This is a genomic window from Lentibacillus salinarum, assembly GCF_042679865.1.
GTDB classification, from domain to species: domain Bacteria; phylum Bacillota; class Bacilli; order Bacillales; family Amphibacillaceae; genus Lentibacillus; species Lentibacillus salinarum.
The window spans coordinates 154,123-180,485 of record NZ_JBHTNH010000029.1 but is presented as its reverse complement, the minus strand read 5'-3'; the positions used below and the strand labels follow the sequence as shown (position 1 = coordinate 180,485).

General features: G+C 41.2%; 40 protein-coding genes and 2 pseudogenes. 13 read left to right on the top strand and 29 right to left on the bottom strand.

Annotated features, from left to right (window positions below; translation table 11 throughout):
- Window positions 1-12: 12 nt before the first annotated feature.
- From ACFQ4A_RS15600 to ACFQ4A_RS15505, 20 genes are all read right to left on the bottom strand, one after another.
- Window positions 13-861 (bottom strand): type II secretion system F family protein, encoded by an 849-nt coding sequence (locus ACFQ4A_RS15600; protein WP_382402284.1) that lies wholly within the window; start codon window positions 859-861, stop codon window positions 13-15.
- Window positions 858-2,138 (bottom strand): CpaF family protein, encoded by a 1,281-nt coding sequence (locus ACFQ4A_RS15595; protein WP_382402282.1) that lies wholly within the window; start codon window positions 2,136-2,138, stop codon window positions 858-860. The genes ACFQ4A_RS15600 and ACFQ4A_RS15595 overlap by 4 nt, the downstream gene beginning before the upstream one ends.
- 1 nt (window position 2,139) lies before the next feature.
- Window positions 2,140-3,690, bottom strand: a complete 1,551-nt coding sequence (locus ACFQ4A_RS15590) for a nucleotide-binding protein (RefSeq protein ID WP_382402489.1) — start codon at window positions 3,688-3,690, stop codon at window positions 2,140-2,142.
- On the bottom strand, window positions 3,650-4,342 hold the full coding sequence (gene cpaB / locus ACFQ4A_RS15585; RefSeq protein WP_382402488.1) for a Flp pilus assembly protein CpaB: 693 nt from the start codon (window positions 4,340-4,342) through the stop codon (window positions 3,650-3,652). Before cpaB ends, ACFQ4A_RS15590 begins: the two co-directional genes overlap by 41 nt.
- 26 nt (window positions 4,343-4,368) lie before the next feature.
- Entirely contained in the window at window positions 4,369-4,578 is a 210-nt protein-coding gene (locus tag ACFQ4A_RS15580; protein ID WP_382402280.1) for a hypothetical protein, read from the bottom strand.
- 15 nt (window positions 4,579-4,593) lie between these two features.
- The gene (locus ACFQ4A_RS15575) at window positions 4,594-5,091 is read right to left on the bottom strand and encodes a prepilin peptidase (protein ID WP_382402278.1); all 498 of its coding nucleotides are present in this window, start codon (window positions 5,089-5,091) and stop codon (window positions 4,594-4,596) included.
- Window positions 5,088-5,660, bottom strand: coding sequence for a hypothetical protein (locus ACFQ4A_RS15570; protein ID WP_382402276.1), 573 nt, complete (start codon window positions 5,658-5,660; stop codon window positions 5,088-5,090). The genes ACFQ4A_RS15575 and ACFQ4A_RS15570 overlap by 4 nt, the downstream gene beginning before the upstream one ends.
- Window positions 5,605-6,018, bottom strand: coding sequence for a hypothetical protein (locus ACFQ4A_RS15565; protein ID WP_382402274.1), 414 nt, complete (start codon window positions 6,016-6,018; stop codon window positions 5,605-5,607). The genes ACFQ4A_RS15570 and ACFQ4A_RS15565 overlap by 56 nt, the downstream gene beginning before the upstream one ends.
- An 8-nt stretch (window positions 6,019-6,026) precedes the next feature.
- Window positions 6,027-6,197: a hypothetical protein gene (locus tag ACFQ4A_RS15560; protein WP_382402272.1), complete on the bottom strand. Its 171-nt coding sequence runs from the start codon at window positions 6,195-6,197 to the stop codon at window positions 6,027-6,029.
- A gap of 72 nt (window positions 6,198-6,269) precedes the next feature.
- Window positions 6,270-6,470 (bottom strand): Flp family type IVb pilin, encoded by a 201-nt coding sequence (locus tag ACFQ4A_RS15555; RefSeq protein WP_382402270.1) that lies wholly within the window; start codon window positions 6,468-6,470, stop codon window positions 6,270-6,272.
- A gap of 38 nt (window positions 6,471-6,508) precedes the next feature.
- The gene (locus ACFQ4A_RS15550; protein WP_382402268.1) at window positions 6,509-6,706 is read right to left on the bottom strand and encodes a Flp family type IVb pilin; all 198 of its coding nucleotides are present in this window, start codon (window positions 6,704-6,706) and stop codon (window positions 6,509-6,511) included.
- Between the two features lie 110 nt (window positions 6,707-6,816).
- On the bottom strand, window positions 6,817-6,987 hold the full coding sequence (locus ACFQ4A_RS15545; protein WP_382402266.1) for a hypothetical protein: 171 nt from the start codon (window positions 6,985-6,987) through the stop codon (window positions 6,817-6,819).
- Window positions 6,984-7,760, bottom strand: coding sequence for a hypothetical protein (locus tag ACFQ4A_RS15540; RefSeq protein ID WP_382402264.1), 777 nt, complete (start codon window positions 7,758-7,760; stop codon window positions 6,984-6,986). Before ACFQ4A_RS15540 ends, ACFQ4A_RS15545 begins: the two co-directional genes overlap by 4 nt.
- Window positions 7,761-8,654, bottom strand: a complete 894-nt coding sequence (locus ACFQ4A_RS15535) for a type II secretion system F family protein (RefSeq protein ID WP_382402262.1) — start codon at window positions 8,652-8,654, stop codon at window positions 7,761-7,763.
- Window positions 8,651-9,919, bottom strand: coding sequence for a CpaF family protein (locus tag ACFQ4A_RS15530; protein WP_382402260.1), 1,269 nt, complete (start codon window positions 9,917-9,919; stop codon window positions 8,651-8,653). The genes ACFQ4A_RS15535 and ACFQ4A_RS15530 overlap by 4 nt, the downstream gene beginning before the upstream one ends.
- Window positions 9,909-10,829 (bottom strand): AAA family ATPase, encoded by a 921-nt coding sequence (locus ACFQ4A_RS15525; RefSeq protein WP_382402258.1) that lies wholly within the window; start codon window positions 10,827-10,829, stop codon window positions 9,909-9,911. The genes ACFQ4A_RS15530 and ACFQ4A_RS15525 overlap by 11 nt, the downstream gene beginning before the upstream one ends.
- Window positions 10,826-11,395, bottom strand: coding sequence for an SAF domain-containing protein (locus ACFQ4A_RS15520; protein WP_382402256.1), 570 nt, complete (start codon window positions 11,393-11,395; stop codon window positions 10,826-10,828). Before ACFQ4A_RS15520 ends, ACFQ4A_RS15525 begins: the two co-directional genes overlap by 4 nt.
- A 199-nt stretch (window positions 11,396-11,594) precedes the next feature.
- Window positions 11,595-12,068: a metal-dependent hydrolase gene (locus ACFQ4A_RS15515; protein WP_382402487.1), complete on the bottom strand. Its 474-nt coding sequence runs from the start codon at window positions 12,066-12,068 to the stop codon at window positions 11,595-11,597.
- Window positions 12,069-12,204: 136 nt separating this feature from the next.
- Window positions 12,205-12,717, bottom strand: coding sequence for a hypothetical protein (locus ACFQ4A_RS15510; protein ID WP_382402254.1), 513 nt, complete (start codon window positions 12,715-12,717; stop codon window positions 12,205-12,207).
- A 71-nt stretch (window positions 12,718-12,788) separates the two neighbouring features.
- Window positions 12,789-12,980 (bottom strand): hypothetical protein, encoded by a 192-nt coding sequence (locus ACFQ4A_RS15505; protein ID WP_382402252.1) that lies wholly within the window; start codon window positions 12,978-12,980, stop codon window positions 12,789-12,791.
- A 172-nt stretch (window positions 12,981-13,152) separates the two neighbouring features.
- Here ACFQ4A_RS15505 and ACFQ4A_RS15500 point away from each other — a divergent pair, with 172 nt between their 5' ends.
- Window positions 13,153-13,680 carry a hypothetical protein gene (locus tag ACFQ4A_RS15500; RefSeq protein ID WP_382402250.1) on the top strand — a complete coding sequence of 176 codons (528 nt, stop codon included), beginning with the start codon at window positions 13,153-13,155 and terminating at the stop codon, window positions 13,678-13,680.
- Window positions 13,681-13,799: 119 nt separating this feature from the next.
- Here the strand turns inward: ACFQ4A_RS15500 and ACFQ4A_RS15495 are convergent, their stop codons facing one another.
- The 8 genes from ACFQ4A_RS15495 to ACFQ4A_RS15460 form a co-directional block, all read right to left on the bottom strand.
- Window positions 13,800-13,940, bottom strand: a complete 141-nt coding sequence (locus tag ACFQ4A_RS15495; RefSeq protein ID WP_382402248.1) for a BH0509 family protein — start codon at window positions 13,938-13,940, stop codon at window positions 13,800-13,802.
- 598 nt (window positions 13,941-14,538) lie between these two features.
- Window positions 14,539-15,132, bottom strand: a complete 594-nt coding sequence (locus ACFQ4A_RS15490; protein WP_382402246.1) for a hypothetical protein — start codon at window positions 15,130-15,132, stop codon at window positions 14,539-14,541.
- Window positions 15,133-15,187: 55 nt separating this feature from the next.
- Entirely contained in the window at window positions 15,188-15,415 is a 228-nt protein-coding gene (locus ACFQ4A_RS15485; RefSeq protein ID WP_382402244.1) for a hypothetical protein, read from the bottom strand.
- A 115-nt stretch (window positions 15,416-15,530) separates the two neighbouring features.
- The gene (gene recD2, locus ACFQ4A_RS15480) at window positions 15,531-17,726 is read right to left on the bottom strand and encodes an SF1B family DNA helicase RecD2 (protein ID WP_382402242.1); all 2,196 of its coding nucleotides are present in this window, start codon (window positions 17,724-17,726) and stop codon (window positions 15,531-15,533) included.
- Window positions 17,723-18,430, bottom strand: coding sequence for a transcription termination/antitermination NusG family protein (locus ACFQ4A_RS15475; RefSeq protein WP_382402240.1), 708 nt, complete (start codon window positions 18,428-18,430; stop codon window positions 17,723-17,725). The genes recD2 and ACFQ4A_RS15475 overlap by 4 nt, the downstream gene beginning before the upstream one ends.
- A gap of 1 nt (window position 18,431) precedes the next feature.
- The gene (locus tag ACFQ4A_RS15470) at window positions 18,432-18,815 is read right to left on the bottom strand and encodes a sigma factor-like helix-turn-helix DNA-binding protein (RefSeq protein WP_382402238.1); all 384 of its coding nucleotides are present in this window, start codon (window positions 18,813-18,815) and stop codon (window positions 18,432-18,434) included.
- Between the two features lie 24 nt (window positions 18,816-18,839).
- Window positions 18,840-19,049: a hypothetical protein gene (locus tag ACFQ4A_RS15465; protein ID WP_382402236.1), complete on the bottom strand. Its 210-nt coding sequence runs from the start codon at window positions 19,047-19,049 to the stop codon at window positions 18,840-18,842.
- A gap of 184 nt (window positions 19,050-19,233) precedes the next feature.
- On the bottom strand, window positions 19,234-19,449 hold the full coding sequence (locus ACFQ4A_RS15460; protein ID WP_382402234.1) for a helix-turn-helix transcriptional regulator: 216 nt from the start codon (window positions 19,447-19,449) through the stop codon (window positions 19,234-19,236).
- Between the two features lie 167 nt (window positions 19,450-19,616).
- Here ACFQ4A_RS15460 and ACFQ4A_RS15455 point away from each other — a divergent pair.
- The 11 genes and pseudogenes from ACFQ4A_RS15455 to ACFQ4A_RS15405 all read left to right on the top strand — a co-directional run.
- Window positions 19,617-19,790: pseudogene (locus tag ACFQ4A_RS15455) on the top strand (helix-turn-helix domain-containing protein); the annotation flags it as partial.
- A gap of 216 nt (window positions 19,791-20,006) precedes the next feature.
- A pseudogene (locus ACFQ4A_RS15450) lies at window positions 20,007-20,213 on the top strand (immunity repressor protein); the annotation flags it as partial.
- Between the two features lie 18 nt (window positions 20,214-20,231).
- Complete coding sequence (locus tag ACFQ4A_RS15445; protein ID WP_382402232.1) at window positions 20,232-20,666, top strand: ImmA/IrrE family metallo-endopeptidase; 435 nt, start codon at window positions 20,232-20,234, stop codon at window positions 20,664-20,666.
- Window positions 20,667-20,685: 19 nt separating this feature from the next.
- Window positions 20,686-22,221 (top strand): recombinase family protein, encoded by a 1,536-nt coding sequence (locus ACFQ4A_RS15440; RefSeq protein ID WP_382402230.1) that lies wholly within the window; start codon window positions 20,686-20,688, stop codon window positions 22,219-22,221.
- Window positions 22,222-22,239: 18 nt separating this feature from the next.
- Window positions 22,240-22,506 carry a competence type IV pilus major pilin ComGC gene (comGC, locus tag ACFQ4A_RS15435; RefSeq protein WP_382402227.1) on the top strand — a complete coding sequence of 89 codons (267 nt, stop codon included), beginning with the start codon at window positions 22,240-22,242 and terminating at the stop codon, window positions 22,504-22,506.
- Window positions 22,507-22,935 carry a competence type IV pilus minor pilin ComGD gene (gene comGD, locus ACFQ4A_RS15430; RefSeq protein WP_382402225.1) on the top strand — a complete coding sequence of 143 codons (429 nt, stop codon included), beginning with the start codon at window positions 22,507-22,509 and terminating at the stop codon, window positions 22,933-22,935.
- The gene (locus tag ACFQ4A_RS15425; protein ID WP_382402223.1) at window positions 22,922-23,260 is read left to right on the top strand and encodes a prepilin-type N-terminal cleavage/methylation domain-containing protein; all 339 of its coding nucleotides are present in this window, start codon (window positions 22,922-22,924) and stop codon (window positions 23,258-23,260) included. The genes comGD and ACFQ4A_RS15425 overlap by 14 nt, the downstream gene beginning before the upstream one ends.
- Window positions 23,211-23,660, top strand: coding sequence for a competence type IV pilus minor pilin ComGF (locus tag ACFQ4A_RS15420; protein WP_382402221.1), 450 nt, complete (start codon window positions 23,211-23,213; stop codon window positions 23,658-23,660). Before ACFQ4A_RS15425 ends, ACFQ4A_RS15420 begins: the two co-directional genes overlap by 50 nt.
- A gap of 16 nt (window positions 23,661-23,676) precedes the next feature.
- A complete protein-coding gene (locus ACFQ4A_RS15415) occupies window positions 23,677-24,006 on the top strand; it encodes a hypothetical protein (protein WP_382402219.1) in 330 nt (109 codons plus the stop codon).
- A 127-nt stretch (window positions 24,007-24,133) separates the two neighbouring features.
- Window positions 24,134-24,832, top strand: coding sequence for a helix-turn-helix transcriptional regulator (locus tag ACFQ4A_RS15410; protein ID WP_382402217.1), 699 nt, complete (start codon window positions 24,134-24,136; stop codon window positions 24,830-24,832).
- Window positions 24,833-24,904: 72 nt separating this feature from the next.
- Window positions 24,905-25,147, top strand: coding sequence for a DUF2626 domain-containing protein (locus ACFQ4A_RS15405; RefSeq protein WP_382402215.1), 243 nt, complete (start codon window positions 24,905-24,907; stop codon window positions 25,145-25,147).
- Window positions 25,148-25,353: 206 nt separating this feature from the next.
- Here ACFQ4A_RS15405 and ACFQ4A_RS15400 read toward each other — a convergent pair whose 3' ends face one another.
- Window positions 25,354-25,977 (bottom strand): MBL fold metallo-hydrolase, encoded by a 624-nt coding sequence (locus tag ACFQ4A_RS15400; protein WP_382402213.1) that lies wholly within the window; start codon window positions 25,975-25,977, stop codon window positions 25,354-25,356.
- A 154-nt stretch (window positions 25,978-26,131) separates the two neighbouring features.
- Here ACFQ4A_RS15400 and ACFQ4A_RS15395 point away from each other — a divergent pair, with 154 nt between their 5' ends.
- A complete protein-coding gene (locus ACFQ4A_RS15395) occupies window positions 26,132-26,299 on the top strand; it encodes a DUF2759 family protein (protein ID WP_382402212.1) in 168 nt (55 codons plus the stop codon).
- Window positions 26,300-26,363: the final 64 nt, after the last annotated feature.

The window sequence follows — 26,363 nt, the reverse complement described above, 5'->3', positions numbered from 1 at the left end:
CTCCTTTACTTTCTATACTTGTGTCATCCGACGAATAATCAAATAACCGGCAATCATCATCATGTAGCAAACAGCTGTCATAATGTCGATAACAAGACTTGAACCACTTGCCAGTGTCGGGTTATTAGATATAGACCCATACGCTTGTAAAAGGGCTGGGACACCAATGCCTATCCCAAGCAGAAGATTGGCTGTAAATACGCCCTGTGTTGTTTTGGATTCGATTTCCTGTTGCAGTGTTCGCCGGTTTCGCACATCGGATGCAAACATTTCGACGACCTCAGCCAAGTCCGCACCATTTTTTTGCGCTTCCTCCAAAGCCGAAGCCATCATACCGAGATCCGTCAGATCCGGGTTATCGTCTGCTGCCTTCTTTAATGCGTCAATCGACGGTGTTCCCAATTCCTGTATGGAAACAAAGGCACTATCGAATACATCATGCAATGGTTTAGGTGTTTTGGCTGCAAGATGTTCCATAAACTGATACAATCCACCGCCACCACGCAAGACGTTTGTCCCTTGATACAGGACGTCTTCTAGTTGTTTTTCCATGCGCCGAAGCTCCTTTTTCTTTCGACTGCTACGCATCAGAAGTGGCATAAACAAACCAACAACCGCAAAGACAGCTCCCCATAATATGCCGCCAACCAAAAACCAACCGGCAACAAAAAAGCCACCGGCAAATACCAGGTGACGGGGAAGGTCTTTAAAGGGCATCAACATGTCTTTATTAACAGGTGGATCAGATGTTTTTTCTTCACCAAATATAACCCGATTCAATCGTTTTTTACGATTCGTTGCTAATAAATAAATGCCTGCCATAATAAATAAGATGGCGATCATCGTTAGTGTGAAAATCATTGTGCATCCCCTCCTTCCCACGTCCATGTTATAGGTTCTGTTGTGTTATCAGGTTCAGGCTCCGGCTTAGGTACTGTTTCGTGTAAATCAACACCAAAGTGTTTCAGTTTATCCTGCAAAGCCTCAGAAGGCTCAGCAACCTTTTCCAAACGTCCATTTTGCCATTCAAATAGATTCCGGATGTTCACTTTTCCATCTGCCATATCCAAGATCTCAGCAATTTGGATAACACGCCTGTCACCATTTATTTGCTCGGCATGAACACCAATATCCAACGCCCCCGCAACCCGTTTCAAGATAACTTCCGGCTCCAGCGTGGTGTTTCCCTCGGATACCAAGTCAGGCAACCGGTTATTACACATGCTTTCCACGTTATCGGCATGAACGGTACTCATCGAGCCGGAATGGCCGGTCATCATGGCTTGCAGCATATCCACTGCTGTCCCATCACGAATTTCACCGATAATGATTCTATCAGGTGCCTGACGTAAACTGTTTTTGACGAGATGCCGAATGGAAATTTCGCCTTCCCCTTGCAGGTTTGGCCCTCTTGCCTCCATCCGGCGTACCCATTTTCCTTTGAGGTTGAGTTCCGCCGGGTCTTCAATCACGACAACAGAGTCCATTTCTCCCCAATATTCAGAGAGACAATTCAAGAGCGTGGTTTTACCACTTGATGTACCGCCGGAAACCATTAAATTAGCACGCCCGGAAACAGCTTTGGATAAAAAGTCCGCTGATTCTTCCGTAAGCGTGCCACTTTTGATTAAATCATCCAGTGTAAGGCTCTTTTTGAACTTTCGTATCGTAACTTGTGTGCCATCCACTGCAACAGGCGCAATCACCGCATTTAAACGGCTCCCATCCGGCAGGCGGGCATCCACTCTTGGCTCTGATTCATCCAGTCGTTTACCGACAGGGGCAAGAATTTTTTCCAGTGTATTTCTCAGGTGGTCGTCGTCACGGAATTTTGCGTCTGTTTTTATCCGATCACCATTTTGTTCAATCACGATTTTGTCGTAACCATAAATCCAAATTTCCGTCACGTCCGGACTTTGAATAAATGTTTCAATCGGCCCGTAACCAATCACATCTTCAACCAGCTCTTGAATGAATTGGTCACGGACTTGAAAGTCGAGCCTTAACCCTCTGCGGTGAATCGCATCAAGTATTTGAACATGTAACTGTTCCCGATCAGGTTTCGTTTCAGCATTTTTTGTCTGCTTTTCCATCTCCGCCAGTATCGCCTTACGAGCATCTTGTAAATCCTGTTCCATGCTATTTGCCCCCAAACAGTCGTTGGAAGAATGAAGTTTTCTTGCCGACATCCTGTGGCAGATAATCCTGAATGATATTTTGTGCTATACGTTCTATTTCAGTCGCTGCAGGTGATTTGCCTTTCAGCGTCAATGGTGTGCCTTCTGATAGTGCATCCAACACTGCCGGATCATCCTGCACTTCACCGGCAATCTCCATGCCGATATACCGTTTGACCTCTTGCGGACTCAGTGGTGGACGTCCTTTTTTGGGCATTTTATTGACAATGAGTTGCGATTGCGACAAGTTAATATTATGTTCATTCAACGATTTCTTTGCTCGTGTCATATCCCGTACTGCCGGTGTATCCGGCGTTGTGATAAAAAATGGATGTGTCGCCATCGACATGGCCATCAGGGATGATTTACGAATGGAATAGCCCATATCTACTACGACAATGTCGAACATTTGATGTGTACCGGAAATCACATGTTTTGCCTGTTCCTCGTTGAGTAAAAATTCCATTTCCGGACGTTCCGGTCCTGCCAGTATCATCACACCGGAAGATTGATGGAACGTGAACAGATTTTTCACATAGTCAGGATTAAAATTTTCATCTTTTGGCCAATCTACAACACTACCACGTGGTACTAATTGTAAACTTGCCGCAACGTCGCCAAAGTCCACGTCAAAGTCAACCAATCCCACATTAAAAGCATTTTGTGCGCCTAAATATTTCATGGACAATTGTCTTAATGCCACAGCAAGGTTCAAACTCATGGTTGTTTTACCAACCCCGCCTTTAGGCGAGTACACGGTAACAATCATCTTCGGTCGTGGAGGTGCCTGCCCAAACATCTGCATACCACCTCCACCTTGTTGCATCCCCATTGGTTGTTGCTGCATCTCCATTGGCCTTCCCATTGGTTGTTGTGGCATGTGATCCATGTTGTCCATTGGTTGTTGGCCATTCCCCATTGGTCCGTTCATCATCGGATTATGTTGTTGGGGCTGAGCCTGCCTTTGTTCCTGCATTGGCTGTCCGGCAAATGGGGCAGCACCACCATTCGGCTGTGCACCCTCAAAAGGATTGTCCTGCTGAGTTTGTTGCGTTTGTGCCTGAAATACCGATGACATGGAAAAATCCTGCTGTGAAAAACCCTGATTCCAGAAAGGTTCTTTTTCCTGTTCCGGTTGTGCCGATTCCTGAAAAAGGTTCGGCAATTCATCCTGCATCTGATGAAGTGGCTTAATCAGAATCGCGACCGCCCCAACACCCTTGGCAATTTGTCCTAATTCACTGTTTTGCTGATCGGTTGTCACAACCATTTTTGTTTGTGGTGATACCTGAGACACTTGCCGGCAAAAATCCTGCCAGCCTTGTACCTTCTCGTCAATGACGACAAGAAATGGGGGTTCCTGCCCGATTTTGTCCAACGCAAGTGAAGTTGATGGGGTTAAGAGAGCTATCTCAGCCCCTTCCACTTGCGAAAGAGCACGTGCTCCTTGTTGTGCATCCTGTTCATTCGTCTCAATCACCATTACTTTCTTCGTTTTCGTCGCTGTTGTCATCACCAGTATCATCTCCTCCTTCTGTTTCGTTTTCGGCTTGCTCATCATCATCTGTTGTATTACCCTTAGATGTATCGGCATTGTGTGGAACAAGCGATATTTGGATGTTGTTCATAACCGGTGTAATGTCTTCGATTTGTTTCTGACTTAAAGCAAGTGTCAACCCCACCGGTCCATCACTTCCTTCTGCAATGCCCAAAACCAATACACTATCAGCAATTAAAACAGATGATTGGCCATCATTTTCTTCAAAAACGGCATGTAAATCCACCCGATTGCCGGGGAAGATATCCTGAATCATAGGATTTTGTGTTGGTAAGGCAAAAGCCCGTATGTTTGGTTGATTAAAATTTGTCAAAACGGTACTTAAGTCACCATTACCTTCTAAAGCTAAATGCTCCTTTTGGATAGCATTACCTTGAATAATCGTGGTTGTCGTAAAATTTCCGGCCACCGCTTGAATCGACGTTGCTGCATTTTCTGGTACACCGGCGGCAGGTCGATTGACTTCCGTTAAATTATCAGGTGTAACCTGTGTGAATGGTTCAATGTTATCTTTGGCCACCACTATCGTTTTTTCACTCATTGCTTGTGATACCGTATTATTAGCAATGAATCCAATCACCACTGCCAAAATCACACCACAAACGATAAATAAAATGCCTTTTGTTGGTCGTTTCAGTTTTGGTCACTCCTTTCTGCTATAACCTTTTCACATGCTAATGCCAGCTCATACGACATGTTATTCAGTCTTCTGATCTGTTCATTATTTAAGTCCCCTGCTAATTTTTCCAATCCCATTTCAGCTGTGGCATAAATACCATCCAGCACCCTTTCGAGTTCATCTTCATGTTCCGTCAAACCTAAATCGTCATTGAATTGAGCCATGTTTCCCCCTCCTTTTTATATTAATGCGATTACCTGTACACTCCAGACACTGGCACCAATCAATATTGCCCCCGGAAAATGGATAGGTTGAATGACTGAACCAGTCTTAGTTGTGAACCCGATTGCGTCCTGTTTTAATATGGTCAAAGGCGACATGTTATGCTTGCGACATGCTTTGATCATCGCATATATGGCCATCCCGAATTGAATTAACATATACGCCACAATCGCTGCAGCTACAATCGTAAAATTGGCAACAACGGAACCGGCTACCGCAAACAGCTTCACATCTCCGGGACTTGTCATACCAAATATATAGGCCAGAAAAAAGAAAGCGAACGCAAATGCCATCGCAATAAGCGAATCGGTCAGCGTTCCATGAATCGTGTGCAATAGTAATGACAGAATGATACAGGGCAATAAAAACTTATTATAAATTTTACGATACTTGAAATCGGTGTAAGTTGTAACGATCACCATCACCGTTAATAAAGCAAGGAAAGCTGAAGTCATGATCCCTCCTCCTCGTCATCCGTTGTAATGGCTAAGTCAACCTCGGCAACAGCTGGCACATAATACGTTGTATCACCCGTTCCCCAAATGTCAGTCACCGTTGTTTCAACAACCGCCAACACACCAGGTTTTTCAAACGTATGACGGAACCTGACATCGGACAGGTCAACCGTGTAAGGAATCGACCCTTCATCAATGATGCTAAAATCGACAACTTGAAATTCATGGTCAAAAACACTGTCCTCTCTCGGATTCAGATCATTGTCCAGTTTCAAGTTATCGGTCAGATAAGTTTTAAACTCCTGTTCCGCATCACCCTGTGGAATAACTATTTTTGCATTCTCAGATAATTCTTTTGTGTCATATTGCATTGTGGCTGCTTTCACAGCACGGTTCATGGCTGTTTTGATCTTGTTTTGCTGAACATTGGCGTAACCCTCGGACAACACAAAAGAAGCCAGTGAGATAATGAGAACAATCGCAATCATATACCATATCGTTGCAAACCCTTGTTCACGGGAGATACTCGGACATAATTGATCCTTCAACCACAAACGTATCCGATTCAATATCATCCCCTCCGATCAACCCCATCACACCTGAGAACATCGACTCCTGCGGACGTTCAGCAATAATACCGACATGAACAGTACCGCCTCTTTCCACTGGATCAGAGGTTGTCTCCGGTGTGAACGAAACATTTTCCACACCTATGTCAGCCAGGTTTTGCTCGGTAATTTGCTTAATATCCGGCGTAACACTGCCTTGTACGGCCGCCATTTGTAAGGTCCGGTTCAATTCCTGCTCCAACGATTGGATGGCGTGCATTTGCATCTGTGTGACAATCGGGAAAAAGATGATAAACGTCATTAAAACGGCTCCAATTAGAAATTCAATGGTACTGAAACCTTGTTCATTTTTGGTCATTGATGCGTTTAGCCCCCTCCCATTATCGTAATGGCATCTTTAACCTGATTCGCTGTTCCACTAAAACTTTCTTGCAAACTCAAAAATACAGCTAATGCAATGGCAGCAATGATACCTGCGCCAACAATATATTCAACCGTTGAAAAACCCATTTTATCTTGAAACCTTTTAAAATACATTTTCATCACCCCTTCCCAAAACAATACCCCCTGCCAAACGGCAGAGGGATGCTTTGGAGGTTTTTCTTCTGTTTAGTTGGCATTTACATCATCTACAGCGCCGGAAGATTGTTCTCCTGCTGTTTCAATTGCGCCACCGACATCTTCACCCGCACCTTCAATTTGTCCCTGTAATCCTGTGAACACAGCGATAGCCAGTGCCGCCATTACGCCGGCACCGATAATATATTCCAATGTACTTAAACCACTTTCATCTTGCCAAAATTTTTTCACGTCATTTTCCTCCTTTGTTAATTTGTAAAGTGAACTTTTTAATTACCTACATTATTGACAGCATCAGAAGATTGATCTCCTGCTGTTTCAATAGCACCACCAACATCTTCACCTGCACCTTGGATTTGTCCCTGCAATCCAGTGAACACGGCAATAGCCAGTGCAGCCATCACGCCGGCACCGATAATATATTCCAATGTTGATAATCCGGACTCATCTTTCAAAAAGTTCCTCATGCGAACACCTCCTTTCACGTTTTTGTTGTTTCTTAATTCACGCATCTGACTCACCTCCCTTTTGTGGTCAATTCCAATCCTTCCCGACATTCCCCCTTTCAGGTTTTTTGTCAACTTTCATCAGCCCGATAATAATCACTGTAATAGGTATCAGGCTGATGTTCTTCAACTGCATCTGCTGCCGGAAGTAATGTGTAAATAAAAGCAGCCAGTGCAATGGCTGCAACGACACCGGCACCAACTAGATATTCAACCGTGGAATAACCGTTTTGCTTTTTCATAACAACACTCCTGAAAACCCTTCAAACATATTAAGTGCTCGAATAAAGAACGGATAGAACCATGTCACAATGGCTGAGGCGAATGGTAAAAATAAAAGCGCAGTATAAAAGATCGGCTTGGTTGCCGATCCTGCCTCTTTGTTTAAATGCTCCATGTCAGCCAACTGTTTTTTCCATTCCTTTAAAAATTCAAGTGACCGTTCACCACCCCTGACAACTTGTATTAGCATGGTGGAACATGTCTTTAACTCCGCAATTTCCAAGTCTCCTAATGATTTTAGTGCTTCCTCCGGGCCGCCACGATCCTGCCACTTAAAAAGGACTGGCCGGAATGCATGAGGCAACTGTTTGGTTACCACCAAAGCATCCTGAATGGCCACTTCCATCTTGGCTCCCGATTGATACAGGGACAAAAATGTATCTAAAAATACCGGTAATTCCTGCACCATTTCCTTTTTAACACGTTTTTCTTTAGATTCGATTACCCGTTTAAACGCAATGCCCATAAAAAAGAATACAGCAAATACAATAAATGCCGGTTGCAAGCCACCCGTAAAATAAAACAAAATACCGGCCACAATACCGGTATAAAAGCCAATCTTTTGTATGGTTTCTGCCTTCTTAGGTGTTAAACCAAAAGGATAAGGGATAATACGTTCAGTCCCTTCCTGCTCTTTTGTGTTATGTGGAAGGTTGTTTAGTATGTTCAGCAATTGCCATACGATATAGCCGATAGAGCCGGCGATCACGCCAACTGCACCATAGATTGCCATTTAATCCAACTCCTTTCGATTCATCAACATGAAGATGACAAGACTCATCAAAAGGGAGCCGACAATAAAGACAAGTGCCCAACGTCCGCCGGTTGTTGCCGTAAAGAATGCGTAACTATCCGGACGTATGACAAGGTTCACCAGAAACAATACAATCGAGCCAAGCATCAGGATTAAATGTACTAATCTTACTTGTGCTAGTTCAGACCGATCTTTTTTGGCCTCCATCTGTTTTTTCTTTTGTTCCGCAATCATATTTAAAAGAGGCTGTTCAATTTGTGACCCTCTATTTTCTTTCATGGTCAACAAGGCGGTAAATAGTCGCACCCAACGGTTATTCATGCGTCGTGCGAAACCACCAAGCACCTGATTGACGGCATTACCTGCGTAAATTTCATTGGACATCCGGCTGAACTCATCCTTAGTCGGCTCAGGAGCCTGCCTTGCGACAACATCCATTGCCTTTGGTACATTTCGTGTAATGGTGTATTCCGAGTAAAATGTTTCAAAAGCCGGAATTAATCCGGAAGCAACTTTTTCCCGGTACTGTACCGCATAATAATTTAAAAGCCATGTTGGAATGGCAGCAAGTGTCACCGCAAGCAATACACCCACAATCACATTTTTCAGTAATATCGCACCAAGAATAAAACCAACAATCAAACCAAGCAGACTTAATAACAGCCACCTTGAAAAGGGCATATGAAAACCGGAAGTATCCCGTATCGTTGCAATCCAGTGGAACCAGTCCGGCTCTTTTTCCTGTTTTTCCGCTTTACCGGTTACTCGTTCCATGATTTGACGACGTGCCACAATCTCATCAAAAAAGATACGGACTGCAACATAGAGACAAAGCGCTATCACGACAGATACGGCCATGTATGCCCACATCATACGAAAACCCCCTCTCGCTTATGAAGGTGTTCGCCTTGAAGTTCCAGTTTCTCATGGAGTGCTTGAGAAGCATTGTTTGGTGTTACGTCCCACGCTTGCTTAAACGAATCAAAACGAATTAGATCGTTAAACTGCACATCCTCCGCCAGTTCTGGGCAATAGATTTCGGCCACACGCCACAGGCGACGAATACCCGTTTCCGGTTCCAGATGAAGCTGAACGACTGTGTCAATCGAACGGGCTACCCGTAAATAAAGAGACTTCTGATCCCAATTACGTCCGTCTTCCATAATCATGTCAGCTAAGTCTTGAATAGCAGCTTCCGGTGAATTGGAATGAATCGTTCCAAATGAACCCGGATGACCACGGCGGAACGTCTTAATCATCTGATCGGCTTCCTCGCCACGTGCTTCCCCTAATACAATCACATCAGGTGACTCCCTGAGCATCGTGTGAAACTGTTTAATCAGTGTCCGGCCAAGTCTCGGCTGTTCCTCAAAACAAATGACGTTGCGATCAGCCAAAAATTGATCCAACGCCAGTTCATATGTGCCTTCTAATACACCCACTCTGAGATTTGGCCGGATAAATTGTGTCAGCCACTTTAACATGCTCGTTTTACCGGAACTGGTTGCACCAATCAAAAGCGTATTACTCCGTCCCCGGACTAATTTCTTTAATAGTTCCGAACTTTCCCTATCCAGTGTCCCCTGACGGATATATTCATCCTCGGTCATATCAATCGTGTTATGTTTCCTTAGTGTCATCGTCCGTTGTGACGTTTCCGGCGGACAGGTTAGTGTCACCCGTGTGCCATCCAGCATTTTGGATTCCACGATCGGATTGGTTTGATTGAGCTCCTGATTTTCCATCGAAAGCACCCGTTGTTGTACTTCACGAATAGCATCGTCATCGGGAAACGCAACATCAACTTTCATACGCTGTCCTTTCCGTTCGATCCACACATTATTTTTTCCCGGACCGTTCACCCATACTTCGTTGACACCGGGGTCATCAAAAACACTCTGTACCGGGCCAAGTCCCCAATTGCGCTTGAAAATTTCCTGTACAAGTACATCAGGTGATAAGCCACTGGCCATAATGCGCTCATCACGGACAACATTCCATATGCGGTGACGTACACCCTCGGCTGATGTCCGATCTCCTGCACGAGCCAGTCGAAATAACTGATTCTGCATATCGTCACCGGTTTCAGCCATACGTGTTTTTACTTTATCGGCAATACGGTCTAAATCATGATTCAAAATGCCACTCCTCCTTTCTGTCCGGCATTGGATAAGTCCATTTTTCTTGATTTGATTCAGGTGATTCTGTTCCCCATGAATCCGGCATTACCCATTCAGCCGGTTCTTCACGTTGTTCATAAGAAAACACTTTTGTTTCAGTTGTGTCATTTGTTTCTATGGATGATGATGGTTCAATCTGCTTTACCATCGTATTGGTTTGTTCCATACGGCTAGTAGACCGTTCCCCAATGTCTTTCAGTTTCTTCAAAAAGGCTTTTGGAAACGCTTCATCCAGATTCCCCTGATTTAAGGCATCTGTCATTTTCTTCATAACCGGCAGGTCACCGGCAAGCCACAAGTCTGTCAGCGTTGCAATATCCTTGGATGTTACGGAGCCTTGATACTGATTCACAATGAGTCCTGCTTTTTTGGTTTGTTCATACGGAATGAAAAAGTCGTTTTGCCACATCCGCCATAAGTTGTGGTATGTCATGAGATATGGTGTTACAACTACTAAAATGACATCCGCCCGTAGCAACAATTCCTTTTGTAAGGGATGGGCAACACCTGAACCGGCATCTACAATAACCGTTTGGTCTTTGGTTGCCTCTTTTATTGTCCGCATTAATAATTCAGTGTGCCCTATGTCGTTTGTTGGCGGGTATTGCACACCGGGCAATACAGAAAATCCTTCTTGTTGTACCCAATTTTCGTGCAGTGCTTTTTCAATCGTTTCTGCATCTGAATGCAAAAAAACACGATCAAGGCCATACTGTGTATCTTCCAATCCCATCAGTGCGGCAAGTGTGGGACTGAACACGTTGAAATCCATGAGAACAGGATTATCCTCCTGCATGGCTTTTGCTAATCCCAGTGTCAGTGCACTTGTTCCGACGCCTCCTTTAGCTGACCAAACGGCTATCATCATTGTGCAGCACTTCCTGTCGTAAAGAAGACGCCTGAGCGTTGTTGTGCAGTTGAAACCACGGAAATATCCTGTTCATCCAATGCCAAAACCACTGTTACCTCGCCGCCGGTTGCATCTTCACCAGCTACAACTTCTGATACCAGTACATTGGAAAGTATCTTACGGGACTCTGTTGTATCGCCTGCATTCTCCCAAATATTCACTTCTGTACCCGCTTCAAGTAAAGGCCCGCCTGCTTGAACCGCAGGTAATGTTAACGTGTAACGGCTCATATTGCTATCGGTTTCCGTTGTAGCAACCGCCGGTGTGATCCATTCTCCCTGTTGAATATTGTTTGTTGCTTGCTTTCCGATCATGTTTTGAATATCAATGACCGGTACATTCACATCGGAACGAACAGTCATTTTGCGAATCATACTTTCGTCAATCTCATGTCCTTTCGTTATGTCCTCTCCGGCAATATACACCGTTGTTCCCTCAGGTGGTTGTGCGTAGACAAAGTAACCGCCGCCAGCTGCCGCAGCAATCACAAGCGCAATCAAAATCTTGAATACTGATGATTTCATAACAGTCTCATCCCTCCTCCCGGTGCTAAATTCATCATTTTTTGTTCAACTTGCCAAAATAATACAAACAAGACGATAAACGTTAGTGTGAAACAGAGGACTTTTGTTGATATAGGTAATCCCCTCAAAAAAAATAGCGAGGAACTCATAAAGCCCCCCGCAATTGCTGCAAATAGCATTTTACTCACCTCAATTATTATTAAAATTTAAAATTGAAATAACTAAACGTCCAGCTGCCGACCACCCATAAAACGATCACCCCTAATCCCAAACGTGTTATGCGATCAATCAGAAGATAATTGAATCTGGAAACCGGAATCCCGATAGACGTCTTAAGGGGATACAGGAATTTCACTTTTCCCGTCACCATATCCCCTGCAATGTGCGCCAGTATGCCGGCAACTGTTCCAAGTACAACACTTGATGATAAAAATGGCCATAAAATTAACCCTAACACCAACGTAAATAATAACGAATGGGTTAGGGTTCGATGTCCTACTATTTGATTGATGGGTATAGACAAAAAGAAAAACGGTCTTCCGATATGGGAACGGGGTTCATCAATATCAGGAAGCATGCCAGCTATCCCTCCGGCAACTGCCCCTTTCCAATCCCCTCCTGTTAGTGCGAAACCGGCTACTACTCCGCTGAGACTATGTGTCGTCCATTCGATGAAGTTTTCCTCCTTTCATTTCGTTTATTTTTTTGAAGGGGAAACTCTGTCCCGCAACGCCTGCATTGTTGAAACATTTGATCACGGGTTATATGCAATTCCAATGACTTGCTGCCACAACTGTCACAATAGGTCATTAAATCATCCCCTTTCCTGAAAGTGCCCGCAGCTGTCCTTGCACGCCTATTGCTATGGTTTTTTCTAATTTCCGCATCTTCTTTCTCTTTGTTTCGTCACCCATTTGCTTACAACGGTTTCCCTCTTTCTTGTCCTGAGAAATGATGTCTTTCATCTCTCTGACGGAGAGTTCTTTGGCGTTCGCCTCCCTGATATAATATGCTGGATCAGGTGAGTTTGCCGCAACACGGTGATGATACCAACTCAACTCCTGTATGCGGGATTGTTTTTCCGGGAATGCCTGATAGACTTGTACTAATACTCTTATTTGCGCCGGGCTAACATCCAATTGTGAGGATAGCCATTTCTTTGATACAGGTTGTTTGGTTAAAATGATATCCAACACTTGCCCTTTCAGCCACCTGGCTTCCTGTTCACTTTCATCCACCTGGATGTAGGTTTGTAACATTTTTTCTAGTTGATCAGATGATTTATTGTTATTCTGATTTTTTTCCGATTTTGTTTCAGGCACCGTCTTTTCCCCTCCTTCCTAAAAAATCCAATATAAAAAGCCCGTCATAACAGGCTTTTTGGGAGTTGCATTTATTTTTGCACAAACTGGTTTCTGATGGATTTGTCAACTATATTTAATAGTTTAGCAGAAGTGTTTTGGAAAATCAACCCTATACCTGTATACCTGTTCTTTGACACTGGATATTTTTCTCCTTTGTAGAAACGACGACCCTCTGCCTCAAAATTGTCTTGTGGTTCTACATAATAAAGAATTTTTTCCATTTCATTTTCCTCCTTTGTTTTATGTCACTTTTTTTTGTCTTGCTTCTACTAATCTTTTGTTTACTGTAAGTATCGAGAAGGTAATAATTTCATTATATTTCACCCCCTTTTAGTGAATGGGCTTTCCAACGAGTACCGTTTTCGATAGAATACAAGGTAAAGGAGTGATTTTATGACGAAACGTGAATCCCAAATTATTATCGGCTGCCGGGAATGTGAACAAAATCAAAGAGAAACACTTGCCATCAATGGTTTTGCGCCATTCCCGACAACCACAAGTTTCCCAAAACGTGAACTCGGAACATTATCAGTATCCGGTTATACCTGCCTTTTTTGCGGTGACAAGCTGGAAATGACCGACATCATGCTAGATATGTGCACACAACTGATGGATGGTCCGGCACATATCGTTTCACATCCTGACGCCACCGAGGTATTATCAACAGATACTCATGTTCACATCCCGCATAATCAGGAATTTCAATCCTTAGAACCACTCTGGGCGGAATATGGTATACATGTCGAAGGATTGGATGAATTAGTTTTTCGCAATCCGCAGAAAGACTTGACTTTAATTCATCAAGCGATGAGTGACTTTGACACAAGCAAATGGCTGCTCATGATTGAGTCATCCGGTAATCCGGAGCCATACCCAAAGGATGATGCTTTCTGGTTTAGCATAATGGACGACCCGGAATAGAGTGTCCAAACATAGTTTTGACGTTTATCATAAGCAAAGGCTGGCAAGTAATATCAACTAAGCATATCACCTCCCAGCCTTTTTCCCTTTTTCATGAAATTCATACAGCATAGCCAACATTACAAAAATCCGCCTCTCAAGACTTTTTCCACGTATATGTCTTCGATTTCTTCATCTGATAATTTATCAAGATACCCCTGGCTGTACCTCGTACTTGCCTTGATCCACTCCACTACGGTCTTGCGCTCGCTATCAGTCATTTGTTTTCCCTCCCTTTAAAATAAATTTTGTTTATTCTATAAATAGTAAGAGCATGACAAACAAAATGAAGGGACTGGAACAATCTCTGCCAGGCAATATTTCAATCCCTCCCAGTTTCGCTCAATCCCTCAAATTGCTGTTGTCTGTAATACCTGTTATTAGAGACGTTGCACTCTCTTGAGCTGGTAAGCATATATGTTATGTGGCCCAACATCATATCCCCGGCCGCCAGTAGTTATCAGCCCCTCAATACTCTATCTGCTTTTCTGATCTCACTTATATTAAATTGCAAGCTAACTATCTCACACATAATAAAAACCACTCCTGAAATGGAAAGCGGTTTTAAAGTAAAATATCGTATTGAAAAAGGTGTATATTTTCTTTACATACTCAATTTTTAGACGATATTTTTTAGCATTGTAGATTGTATACTAAGAGAGTGAGAAAGGACACCAGTAGCTAAAATCCCACAAAAATTGATATGATAGGGTTTTTAGCCACTTTAGGGTATTGTAAAAACCCAATACATGTATTGGAAAAATCCAATACCCCTTTTAGATACTCCCCCCTTTAAAACGGTATTTTTTAAATTCCCCTCTAACTTTTCTTATATTTTAAGTACGTTTTTCGCCTATATAATTTTCCAGACTGTGCATTTAATGCCATCCATACTTTCCAAGGCATATGAATCTTTTGTCGTTCAAACGGATCAAGATTCATGGTTAATCTTGCAAGGGATGCATTAATTTCGTTGCGATTACCCTTATAAATAATTTCCGGATTCATAAAAATCGGACGTTGTGTAATAGAACGCCCGAATTGCTTAATTTCCTGCGTATTAGTCATTTCAAACAGAATACCTTTATTAATTAAGCGATTGACCACTGTGCTGGTATGACTAACATTCTTTCCCAAATACTTTCCAATATCAGAAATGGTCATAAAACCACCGGTTTCCTTATTAACCAAAATGTTACTGTTCATTTCAATTAAAGGCTCTATATCAAACAACAATATCTTATCGCTCCCGGTTAAATAGTCATGCTGTCTCAAGGTTTCGATATTATCTGATATGATCTGCCCAAATGGAGCTTTATTGGTATCCTTAATCTTGTATAGTCCATATCCCATGTCATTGGCATTTTTCTCCTGCTCATTGACTTCGTTAAGTTTTACAGGTTTTTTTGGCATTGTACCCCTCAATTCACAATTATATGTCTAAAACGTATAATCATAGAAATATGAACTAAACTTCATACGGTTTATTGATAGCTGGACTAAAATCCCCTATTTCTTTTATGTGACCAAGAGCAAAAACGTAAGCACAGCGATCATTTGTACAATCAAGAGAAATTTCCCAATCATAATTAGAACCTTCACCTTTTTCGCAATTCCAATCACACCCTGTGTATCCTTCACTTAGTTTTAAATTTGAATGACAAGATGGACATTTTAATTTTAATCTTTCACTCATAACAAAAACCTCCCGTCGCAGCATTTTGTGTCTAAAACACACATTATAATCAAACCTCTTTGGGAACTCTCTTTACTTGAGGTTTTAAGAGAACAATTGTTAGCCTGCAAAGTTATTACCTTGCAGGCTTTGCAATAGATTTATTATTGATACTGGTTGTAATTCGTTCAGTCAGTTTTGTATTCCGTTGCGCTACCTTATTGTTGCCAGCAGCAATATGCATAGCCTTTTTCGTACCAATGAATACCATCCGTTCCTCAGCCCTTGTCATGCCGGTATAAATGAGGTTTCTTGCCAACATAATGTAATGACTGGTGGATACCGGAATAATTACGACAGGAGCCTGTCCACCCTGGGACTTGTGAATGGTGATCGAATAAGCCAGCTGTAATTCATTGAGTTGATCTTTGGTGTACTCCACTTCCTCACCCATAAAATCACAAATCATGACATCAATGGTTTCATCATCACTCTTAATTGTCTTGATGTCCTCGATGGTACCAATATCACCATTAAACACGTCTTTATCGTAGTTGTTTTTGGTTTGGATGACTTTATCCCCTTGCCGGAAGATGGTATTCTTTTTCTTCCATTCCTTTTTGGAAGAACCAGCAGGATTCAGCGCTTCCTGTAAGGCTTCATTTAACGCTATTGTTCCGATTGGACCTTTTTTCATCGGACTGAGGACTAATATATCTTCCAAGGCATAGCCCAGCTCTACAAAGCGTACAGCACTTTTGACGAGCATATGAGCAATCATTTTCGGATTTTCCTTATGAATGAAATAGAAATCGTTTTTGTTTTCATCCACCACTAATGACTGCCCTTGATTAATACGGTGAGCATTCGTCACAATCTGACTTTCCTGTGCCTGCCGGAAAATCTCGGTTAGTTTTACGTTCGGAATACCGCCTTCTATCATGTCTTTCAGGACATTGCCAGGATTAACACTCGGTAACTGGTCAGCGTCCCCGACAAACAGCACTTTAGCGTTTTTATGAATGGCTGCCATAAGTTTAGAAGCTAATCGAACATCAACCATTGACATTTCATCAATGATAATTAACTGGTCAGGCAAGGGATTATCCTCACTATATTCGGGATCTTCTCCCGGTTGTAAGCCAATTAAACGATGAATGGTAGACGCTGCATGCCCTGTCACTTCTGCCAGTTTACGGCTCGCTCTACCGGTTGGCGCACAAAGGGCAATGTCATCTTTTTTATATAGCTTTCTATAAATCTCAATCATAGCCTGAATAACGGTTGTTTTACCTGTTCCGGGATTACCGGTCAGAATAAGCAAGTTTTCCTCAAACAATTTTCTAATGGCCTCACGCTGCTTTTCTGCAAGGACTACATTATGCCGTTTTTGATAGTTTTTGATGTGTTTTTCGACAGAAGACACAGCTCCGCCACGGGTGGAACCTTGCATTTTTGTGAGCTTCCACGATAAATTCACTTCATTTTCGTACAAAGACTTTGGATAAACAAAACCATTTTCATTCAAAATACGTTTTTCTTCCAAGTTGCTAATGCTTCGTATCACTTCATTCTCTGTTACTTTCTCATCGGTGTTATGGTTCAAGCATCGTAATGTTTCTTCAATCAGTTTATCTTCCGGCAGATAACAATGCCCTGCCTGAAAGCATTTTTCTTTTAACACAAACTGTACGCAAGCGTCTATACGGAATCCGGATAAAGGTGTAATCCCCATGTTTCTTGCTATTTCATCAGCCTTATGAAATCCGACAAGATTTAATTCTGTCAGTTTATACGGGTTTTCCTCAATGACTGTAACAGCGTTAGACTCGTACTCTTTATATAGTTTCATTGCCATTTTGGCAGTGATTCCATATTGCAGAAGTTTTCCGATGATCTTTTGCACTTCAAAAGTCGATACAACGCTGTCCGTAATCTTTTGTGCTTTCTTCCTACCGATTCCTTTAACTGGTGTAAGGCTACTTGTACCTTCATCAGCAATTATCTCCAGTGCATTTGTACCTAAGTGGGCCACAATCTGTCTAGCTCGTTTCTCACCACATCCCTTGATTAAGGGAGAAGCCAGAAAGGCAATAGCCTGTTCATCCGTTTTTGGCATTGGTCGCTCCCAACGTGTAACTGCAAATTGTTTCCCGTACTTTGCATGATATTCCCAATTCCCGTAAACCGTTATTTCTTCTCCATGTTTTACGCCTAAAATAGACCCTTTAATAATTGACTCCTGATTGCCTCCCGAGATCCTTGCAATCAGAAAATCATCATTCCGGTAGATTATCTTACTTACCGTTCCAGTGTAGATTTCTTCTGTCATTGTAGTGTTACTTCCATTTTCAATGTTTTCACTAACTGCGGAATGATGAAATTTCCATCTGTTAATTCCTGGACTGTCATTTGCTTATTCGGGTCAACCCGGTCACGTGTTTCGTGAAATAGGGAAAACGGGAATACGAATGTTTCTTTCTTACGTTGGATATACGCTTTACAACGTCCAATCATGCGTTTCAATGCACAGTCGCCTTTTGCTTGTTCCTGAAGATTGTGAACTTGATCTACTGTTGTTTCGGTTATATCTGTTTCAACTTGCTCGCCTTTCACATTTGCTTGGTGGAGAGCTTCCTGTTCGGCTGCAATCTTTTGTTCTTCTGTTTGCGTATCATGGTTCAAACGAACTTCAATATCCGGCTCAACATCGCACATTTCAAAGAAATGGTCCATCTCTTCCTCCGGTATCTCATTTCTAAAAATCTGGCAGACTTTCGGAATGCTTTTGATTAAGTGCCAAAGCTCTTTACGCATGAGAGGAAGATGGTCATTGGTTTCCACAAATATATAGCCAGGCACTGCGCTTTTCATTTCTTTTCTTGCAGTATCTTTCCCTCTGAACATCTGTGTAAATGTCTCAAAGGCATGAATCGCCTTCACAACATGGTACTGTTGTTTTTCAAGCGTGTATTTAAGCATTTCCTTCACTTCTATTTCTTTTCCAGTAAAACAACGAACTGCATAAACCGACACTTTAATCCCTCCCAGCTTGTTTCATCACTTGTTGAAGCGATGATTTAAAGATTTTCTTGACTTCCATTTGCTCCAGTCCCATTAGGGAACCAATTTCGGTATAGCCTTTTCTATTTTCAAAGTAATCCAGGAATACTTGCTGTTCTGTATCAGTCAGTTCTTCCAGCCATTGACGCGGCACTGCTTCACCACGTCTAATGCCCAAGAAGTCACATGCTGTTCTTAAGTTTGTTAGTCCGTCCTGCACACGTCGTCTATGTAGGTAATTCATGATGTCTTCATTTCCAACCTCCCCATTTAAACTATCTGCACCATCCGGTAGCATTGTTTCCAGTTCGTGAATACGTGCTTTATAATTAGCTCGGAGTTGAAGCGATTTTGACATGGAATCACCTTTTTTCTATGTTTATTAGTTCAAGCTGACAGCTTTAGGTGTTGAGTCTATGTCTTTTAAACTATCATTCAGCTCTTTGTGCAATACTGTTATGGGTGAATTTTTTTCTCCCCACTTTCTTAATAGATTGATAGTTTTTTCGGAATCTACATAAGATAACTCGGCTAATTTAATTGGTATCTCTTCTCTTTTTTTGAGTAGATCAGTATCAATGGGCAGAACCATGACTTACACCTTCTTTCTTTTGTATTGATTTATTTATTTCTAATAGGAATTTACTGGCCTTTTGTCGAACTCCACAATAAGTTGTTGATTTCCTTCCCACTCGGATTCCTCTTACATAGGAAAGACAAATTTGAATTCTTACTCAGTTCGATTTATCATAATAAACATCCAAACTAGTTGACTTTTAGCATGAGTTATTTGGACCTTTGTTCAAAAAAAGAGAGTTGACATCCTTTTCTAGGATATTAGCAATTCTAAATGCAACAGATAGCTTCGGTGTTGAGTAACCGTTCTCCCAATTACTTATAGTCGTTTTTTTACATTCTAAACGATTTGCAAGTTGCTCCTGAGTTAGTTTCTTTGACTTTCGAGCTAAAATTAATTTCTCATTTTTACTCAAAATTGATCCTCCCTAGTCCAAATATATTGGGTATTTAGTCTAATTTTAAATACAAATATGTTGGATGTCAATACTTTTGTATGATTTTTTTGGACCTATGTTTACTTTTGTTGAAAATAAAGTACAATTAAGTTGTACTTATTAGTTAGAGAAGGAGCTCATTGATTATGCTTTCTAAAAGATTGAAAGAAGCAAGAAAAAAGAACAAATTAACACAGGAAGGATTAGCTAAAATTGTAAACACAAAAAAAACAACTATATCCAATTACGAAACAGGATATAGTACACCTTCAAACGAGATGCTAGCAGATTTAGCAGATACACTTGATGTAACAACTGATTATCTTTTAGGAAGGGCGGATGACCCTAAAGGATATATGAGTAAATATACTCAATATGTTCTTTATGGAAACCATGCTAAAACAACAGATTTAGAATACAATTCACGGATGACATATGAAAATTTACCCGATGAAGTAAAACAAAATATGTCATTTGAGGAATATAAAATGATAGAAGAAAAACGAATTAAAAATGACTCCACTGGTAGAAATTCCAAAGACGAAAAAGACATTGCAAAACGAATGAAACAAATTAGAGAAGACTTAACAGATGGTGACGGATTAAATTTTGATGGTGAACCGATGAGTGAGGAGGCGGTAGAATCACTTTTAGATGCTATGGAGTATGCAGTCCGACAAACACAGCGCATTAACAAAAAATACATTCCTAAAAAGTATAGAGATAAAAGAGACAACGATTAGGGGTGCGGGGGGATAAGTTTGACTTGGATTAAAAATATCGTCCATCAAATAGAAAAAAAGTATAAGACAGATAATCCATTTGAAATTTGTTCTTTAATGAATATTCATGTAATACCGTGGGATTTACATGAAGAGATAAATGGATTTTACAAATACGATAGAAGAAATAAATACATTTTTATCAACTTTAACTTAAACGACGACATGCAGCGCTTTGTGTGCTCTCATGAGTTAGGACATGCTATTTTACATCCAAGATCGAACACACCCTTCTTAAGAAATCAAACTCTTTTTTCAATAGATAAAATCGAAGTTGAAGCAAACACCTTTGCAGTGGAACTGTTAATGAATGATGAAAAGGTTTATAAATTTAAAGATACAAACCTTTCTATTCGAGAAATAGGCAAGATTTATGGCATTCCAGGAAGTGTCGTTTATCTGAAAAAATTGTAAGAAAGGAAGTTCATTCGTTATGCGAGTAGCAAATTATTATCGAGTATCCACACAATTGCAGGAAAAGAAGTTCAGTCTCACTGCACAAAAGCAGGAATTGAAAAGTTATATTTCTCAAAAAGAATGGACGTTAATTGATGAATTTATAGATGTTGAATCGGGCGGGAAGTTAAAGAAAGATGGGCTGAATGCTTTACTCGATCTCGTTGAGGAAGGTGGTATTGATGTTGTTTTATGTATTGAACAGGATCGTCTTTCACGACTCGATACTGTTGCTTGGGAATACCTGAAAGATACACTCAGGGAAAATAAAGTTAAAATTGCTGAACCAGGAGTATTAATTGACTTAGATAATGAAGATGACGTTTTCATTTCGGATATTAAAAATCTCATTGCGCAACGCGACAAACGTAATATTGTGAAGAAAATGATGCGTGGTAAGCGCCAACGATTAAGAGAGGGTAAAGGATGGGGTCAGCCCCCTTTTGAATACAAGTACAATCGTGAAACTGCACAATACGAAGCAAAGCCCGATTGGAAATGGGTTATCCCCTTTATTGATGATTTGTACCTGAATGAGCAGTTGGGCATGAAAATGATAAGTGACAAGCTAAATGAAGTCTCCAAAACACCAACGGGTAAAAAATGGAATGAACATTTGGTGCAAACAAGAATTAAATCAAAAGCTTTTCATGGTATCCAAGAAAAGAATCATAATACAGGTGATACAATTTCAGCTTTTGTCTATGAACCCTTAAGAACTGAAGAAACATACAATCGATTGCAGGAAGAGCGCACCAATCGTGGGAAACAATTTAGTGTGGCTGGCCGTAAGAATACCAAAAATATACACATGTTGAAAAGAACTTATCTGACATGTGGCCATTGTGGCAGAAAAATCAATCTTGAAACACATGGAATCAAAAGTAGACCCCTTTATTATGTCAAACATGGACGAAAAACTAGCATTAAATATGGTTATACGTGCGACATAAGCATTAATACTGTTCGTTTTGATGCGAACATCATGAAGGCTTTAAAAGACGTTCTCACAAGCGAGGAATTAGCTAAAAAATATATTCAAATCGAATATGATGAACAAGAAGTTAATCAATTAAAGTCAGAGATAAAAGAACTTGAAAAGTCCATTTCTGATCTTAATGCTTCACTTGATCGTTTGTTGGACATATACCTTTCTGGTGACTTAAAAAAATCTAAGTACACGGAAAAAGATAAAACGATTAACGCTAAAATAAAAGTACAAGAAGAAACACTGGCTAAATTAAATCGTAAATTAGATGCTATTGATTCCAGTTCATTTACGTATGAGAGTCTATATCAATACATGGAGATTGCCAAAAATATTGAAACAGAATTAACCGGATTAGAAAGAGCACAATTAATTGGTACCCTCTTTCCAAAAGGGATTGTTTACAGGGATAAGTTGATATTAATCACTGAAGTATTTAAAAGTATACCAATTGAAATCACTATCCCTGTTGAGGATGACCCATATACTTGGCACCATACAAAAAATTTTAAAGTACATGGGTAATCACCCCTATTAATTGAAATGCTGATCGTTCTGATGATCATCTCCGTGCTAATCATTTTGATTGTCCCCAATTTGAGTGATAAAAGTGACGAGGTCTATGATAAGGGGTGTAGCGCTTTAGTAAATGTTGTCCAGGCACAAGTAGACGCCTATCATATTGAATATAATGCATACCCGAGCAGTTTGGGAGCACTTGAATCAGAGGGCTATATAACTGAAGAACAGATGAAATGCCCTGATGGGAACGAATTAGATTATGAATCCGATGGGGGCACGGTTTCATAGATGAATCAACCTGACGGGTTTACGCTTATCGAAGTTCTTTTCGTTTTGGCGGTTTTGTCGGTATTAATCCTCATCAGTACACCACTAAAAGTATCGATGCTTGATAAGCAGACGGAAAACCGGTTCCTGCAAACATTGGAAATGGATCTGTTATATGTGCAAAGTATGGCCTACAACTCCAGAAAGAGATACCGGCTTACATTCCCTGATGAAACACATTATGCCATCAAGACAACTAAAAAGACCACGCTATTAGAACGGGAGATGCCAGAAGGGTGGTCAATTGACAGCCGCACATTACCTAACATTTCCTTCAAGTCAAATGGAACCATTCGAGAGCCAGGTACGTTCGCCATTAAAACGGAAACTGGAACGTTTAATATAGTCTGCCCATTCGGAAAGGGACGGTGCTACGTTGAAAAACAGTAAAGGTTTCTCACTTATTGAATCCCTTGCCGCAGTGAGCCTGCTAATGATGATCATCGCGACTATCATACCGGCTTCAAGTCTTTTATTGAACGAACGGGAGGTATTGCAGCAAAAACGCCATATGATCCATCAATTGCACCTCGAACTGCAACCTTTTTTGCGGGAATCAACCAAGGCGGTTCCCAATGATTTTTCAAAAATTGTGAACGGCTCTGAAGCCACATTCCGGTTTGTGGCTGAGGACAATTTGTTGAAAGGATGTGTGATTTGGGATAATGACAGGAATCGTACAGACCAATTCTGCTTATACGGCTACCCGGACTAATGAAAATGGGTTTTCCTTTATTTCAGTTCTTTTCATGATCAGCATCATCTTTATGACAATCCCTTTTACAACCTATCTCACCACAACAATGGCGTTTACCTCCAGCTATGATCAGTTATCGGTCAACCAGTTTTTTTATTTTTTGCGGGATGAAGTCCTGGGAGCTGCTGATCTCTCGATTGAACCGGCGACATTGACCCTCCGACAGCCAGACGGAACGGCAACGACGGTGGAGCAACATGGTGATCTAGTTATTAGACGCGTTGACGATACAGGTTTTGAAGTGTTTCTGCGGCAGGTTGAGGACGTTCAGTTTCGACCTGCCCCACATGGCATACACGTTTCCATTACAACATTAAACGGTGATCAATTTGAAAAAACCATTATCTTTTACGAGTAACCAACGAGGGTTTATCTTGCCGTATGTGCTATTTGTCATTGCTTTAGCACTGATCATCATAACAGCGAATATTGATTCATATCAAGATGAAATCCGCATTACGCACAACCAGACGGAACAATTAAAAATCGAAACGCTACTGCAAATGGCCCGGACACAATTTAAGGACGACATTATGAACGAATCTGAAACGGAGGGGGAGATGTCATATGACCTACCATATGGCCATGTACTTGTCGAGTTTATGTTGCTGAACGACAAGCAGTATCTTCTATATTTCACGATCACAACTGATAACGGCGCTGAACACAGTATACGGAACTGGCTGGATATTAATTCTGAATAAAACCGGCTGATCTGCTGCAGGCTATAATTACCGCCAAGTTGTGTACAATTTCTAACAAATCCGTACTATTTCCCATTTTATGATTGTTATTGCGTATAATAATAGTAAATGGGGTAAGGTGGTATGCATGGACCAAACATTTAAAATAACCAATGTGCTGAGTGATCCAACTAGGTTTAGCATTTATCAGTACATGGTTAAAAACCATCAGGAGGTAAACGTTACGGAAATAGCGGAAGCATTTGGGATTCATCCAAATGTGGCAAGACTTCACATGTCCAAACTAGAGGATATTAATTTGTTAGTATCCTATCCAAAAAAAACTGGAAAAGGCGGCCGTCCCAGCAGACTCTATCGCCTGTCAGATGAAGTCGTTGACGTTCATTTCCCACATCGGGATTACAAACTACTTGCATCAATCGCTCTGGAGTCATTTGTTGAATTGGGTGAACCCGGAAAACAGGCTTTGTATCAGACCGGTTATAAATATGGTGCGACCATAATGGAAGCATATAATCGGCCACTTTCGTCTGCCCATGCCACGAGAGAGCATAAACTGACTATACTCGAGGAAGCCGGTACAATGCTTGGCATGTATCCAGCGTTTAACTATGACGAAGATACTGGCAACGTGTCATTTCAAATCAATAACTGCCCTTTCAAGGAAATGGCTTCCCAGCATCATGGGATGGTTTGCCGCATGCATCATGCCTTTTTAGAGGGAATGTTTGAATCGATGTTTGATGACGTCGAATTAATCGAGACGGAGAATATGTTCAACGGCTGTGAAAACTGCAGTTACGTGGCGAACCTTTCAATTGTTTAACGTGATTCGTTTACATTATGTGTCAGGTCGTTTATAATAATGTTATAAGGTTAATCTAAAGGAGGGGAAAACATGGATCGTATGTTTCGGGTCCTTGCTTTTTGGACAGGTATCATTACGGTAATGTTCTATGTTGGTGACATGGTTAACGTAGCATTGCTGTTCCTCGTTCAAACGGCTTTTTTCCTGACAGTAAGCTATCTGAAATTATCTGAACGTATGTATATGTATTTATTCGGAGCTTATTGTACAATATTTTTTGTCGGATTTACCTGGTATTCCGAATTCATTTTAGTACCGGGATTCGGGCATTAATCAGCAAATATTGCGTATAACCGGAAAAACCCTGCCTACATAAACATAGCAGGGTTTTTCTAATTTTTTGGTTTTCACTGTTGACATGTTGTAAACCAGGCGTTTATACTTAGAAAGTAGCTTAACTTTTATCCCTAACCAACAAAAGAGCAGAGCACATCCCCCTAAATGTCAGCCATCACGGAATGGCTGACATTTTGTTTTGCTTAGGCCGGAAAAAAAGGATTGTGCTGCTTTTCATCCCCAATCGTGGTTTCCGGCCCATGCCCCGGATAAACAACAAAATCATCCGGCAATTGATACAGTGAATGACGAATTGTCTGTTCCAGCTGATCCATATCGCCACCAGGCAAATCGGTTCGTCCGATACCCTGATTGAATAGAACATCCCCACCAAGCACAAACCGATCGTTATGAAAGACAAAACTGACACTCCCCGGTGAATGACCTGGTGTATGAATGACTTCAAATGGAATTGTTCCGATTTGCATGCTTCCGGGATAGAGATGATGTTCAGCACGATTTGTGGCAATGTCATTTCCAAGAAACAGTGATGAGCCATTGCTTTTTGGATTTTCCAGCCAGGAAGCTTCGTTTTCATGCAGATAAACGTCAAGATGGTAATAGGATCTTAATTTATCCACACCCCCAATATGATCAAAGTGGGCATGTGTTAACAAGATAGCTTCCGGTTCAGTTTTTTCTTCCGTTAAATAGTCGATCATTTTTTCAGGATCCCCGCCTGGATCAATAATTAATGCATGGTCACCGGTATGTACAATGTAACAATTTGTACCCAACGGGCCTGCTTCCATCCTTTTCAACTTCATCATGATACCTCCATTCAAAATAAGTTGCCGAATTCATAAGGATTTGCCTCGACAAAATCCATTCTATACTATAAAATAAGTATAGAAAACAGTTGACTACATAATAATACAGATAGGTTTTATGTGCTACATTGACAAGGAGGCTGTATTACAAATGGTTTTAGCAATTTTCTTTTTGCTTGTTGCTTTATTGGCAATCGTTTCTGTCATTCGGCAGCTTAAAATTAAAAATTTATTCGCACTTGGTTTTTCAGCCGTAGCCGTATTGGTTTTCGGTTTCTTCTCGGTTGCCACCATTATTTCAGAAATAGGCAGTATGTAAACACCCGTTCTCGCCTCAAATGCTGTTAACGGAGGCCGGAATCACGGAAATCAAGCGTAAGCCA

Bases quoted from the DNA above. Each gene is read 5' to 3' on its own strand.
- recD2 (WP_382402242.1), bottom strand. From the start codon at position 17,726: ATGACAGAAGAAATCTACACTGGAACGGTAAGTAAGATAATCTACCGG.
- ACFQ4A_RS15400 (WP_382402213.1), bottom strand. From the start codon at position 25,977: ATGAAGTTGAAAAGGATGGAAGCAGGCCCGTTGGGTACAAATTGTTAC.
- ACFQ4A_RS15545 (WP_382402266.1), bottom strand. From the start codon at position 6,987: ATGAAAAAGCAAAACGGTTATTCCACGGTTGAATATCTAGTTGGTGCC.
- ACFQ4A_RS15535 (WP_382402262.1), bottom strand. From the start codon at position 8,654: ATGATGTGGGCATACATGGCCGTATCTGTCGTGATAGCGCTTTGTCTC.
- ACFQ4A_RS15420 (WP_382402221.1), top strand. From the start codon at position 23,211: ATGACAGGAATCGTACAGACCAATTCTGCTTATACGGCTACCCGGACT.
- comGD (WP_382402225.1), top strand. From the start codon at position 22,507: ATGAATCAACCTGACGGGTTTACGCTTATCGAAGTTCTTTTCGTTTTG.
- ACFQ4A_RS15405 (WP_382402215.1), top strand. From the start codon at position 24,905: ATGGATCGTATGTTTCGGGTCCTTGCTTTTTGGACAGGTATCATTACG.
- ACFQ4A_RS15590 (WP_382402489.1), bottom strand. From the start codon at position 3,690: ATGACAACAGCGACGAAAACGAAGAAAGTAATGGTGATTGAGACGAAT.
- ACFQ4A_RS15560 (WP_382402272.1), bottom strand. From the start codon at position 6,197: ATGTATTTTAAAAGGTTTCAAGATAAAATGGGTTTTTCAACGGTTGAA.
- ACFQ4A_RS15495 (WP_382402248.1), bottom strand. From the start codon at position 13,940: ATGACTGATAGCGAGCGCAAGACCGTAGTGGAGTGGATCAAGGCAAGT.
- comGC (WP_382402227.1), top strand. From the start codon at position 22,240: ATGCTGATCGTTCTGATGATCATCTCCGTGCTAATCATTTTGATTGTC.
- ACFQ4A_RS15490 (WP_382402246.1), bottom strand. From the start codon at position 15,132: ATGCCAAAAAAACCTGTAAAACTTAACGAAGTCAATGAGCAGGAGAAA.
- ACFQ4A_RS15465 (WP_382402236.1), bottom strand. From the start codon at position 19,049: ATGGTTCTGCCCATTGATACTGATCTACTCAAAAAAAGAGAAGAGATA.
- ACFQ4A_RS15485 (WP_382402244.1), bottom strand. From the start codon at position 15,415: ATGAGTGAAAGATTAAAATTAAAATGTCCATCTTGTCATTCAAATTTA.
- ACFQ4A_RS15575 (WP_382402278.1), bottom strand. From the start codon at position 5,091: ATGACTTCAGCTTTCCTTGCTTTATTAACGGTGATGGTGATCGTTACA.
- ACFQ4A_RS15520 (WP_382402256.1), bottom strand. From the start codon at position 11,395: ATGAAATCATCAGTATTCAAGATTTTGATTGCGCTTGTGATTGCTGCG.
- ACFQ4A_RS15540 (WP_382402264.1), bottom strand. From the start codon at position 7,760: ATGGCAATCTATGGTGCAGTTGGCGTGATCGCCGGCTCTATCGGCTAT.
- ACFQ4A_RS15600 (WP_382402284.1), bottom strand. From the start codon at position 861: ATGATTTTCACACTAACGATGATCGCCATCTTATTTATTATGGCAGGC.
- ACFQ4A_RS15550 (WP_382402268.1), bottom strand. From the start codon at position 6,706: ATGAGGAACTTTTTGAAAGATGAGTCCGGATTATCAACATTGGAATAT.
- ACFQ4A_RS15470 (WP_382402238.1), bottom strand. From the start codon at position 18,815: ATGTCAAAATCGCTTCAACTCCGAGCTAATTATAAAGCACGTATTCAC.
- ACFQ4A_RS15500 (WP_382402250.1), top strand. From the start codon at position 13,153: ATGACGAAACGTGAATCCCAAATTATTATCGGCTGCCGGGAATGTGAA.
- ACFQ4A_RS15410 (WP_382402217.1), top strand. From the start codon at position 24,134: ATGGACCAAACATTTAAAATAACCAATGTGCTGAGTGATCCAACTAGG.
- ACFQ4A_RS15505 (WP_382402252.1), bottom strand. From the start codon at position 12,980: ATGGAAAAAATTCTTTATTATGTAGAACCACAAGACAATTTTGAGGCA.
- ACFQ4A_RS15525 (WP_382402258.1), bottom strand. From the start codon at position 10,829: ATGATGATAGCCGTTTGGTCAGCTAAAGGAGGCGTCGGAACAAGTGCA.
- ACFQ4A_RS15395 (WP_382402212.1), top strand. From the start codon at position 26,132: ATGGTTTTAGCAATTTTCTTTTTGCTTGTTGCTTTATTGGCAATCGTT.
- ACFQ4A_RS15565 (WP_382402274.1), bottom strand. From the start codon at position 6,018: ATGACCAAAAATGAACAAGGTTTCAGTACCATTGAATTTCTAATTGGA.
- ACFQ4A_RS15595 (WP_382402282.1), bottom strand. From the start codon at position 2,138: ATGGAACAGGATTTACAAGATGCTCGTAAGGCGATACTGGCGGAGATG.
- ACFQ4A_RS15580 (WP_382402280.1), bottom strand. From the start codon at position 4,578: ATGGCTCAATTCAATGACGATTTAGGTTTGACGGAACATGAAGATGAA.
- ACFQ4A_RS15440 (WP_382402230.1), top strand. From the start codon at position 20,686: ATGCGAGTAGCAAATTATTATCGAGTATCCACACAATTGCAGGAAAAG.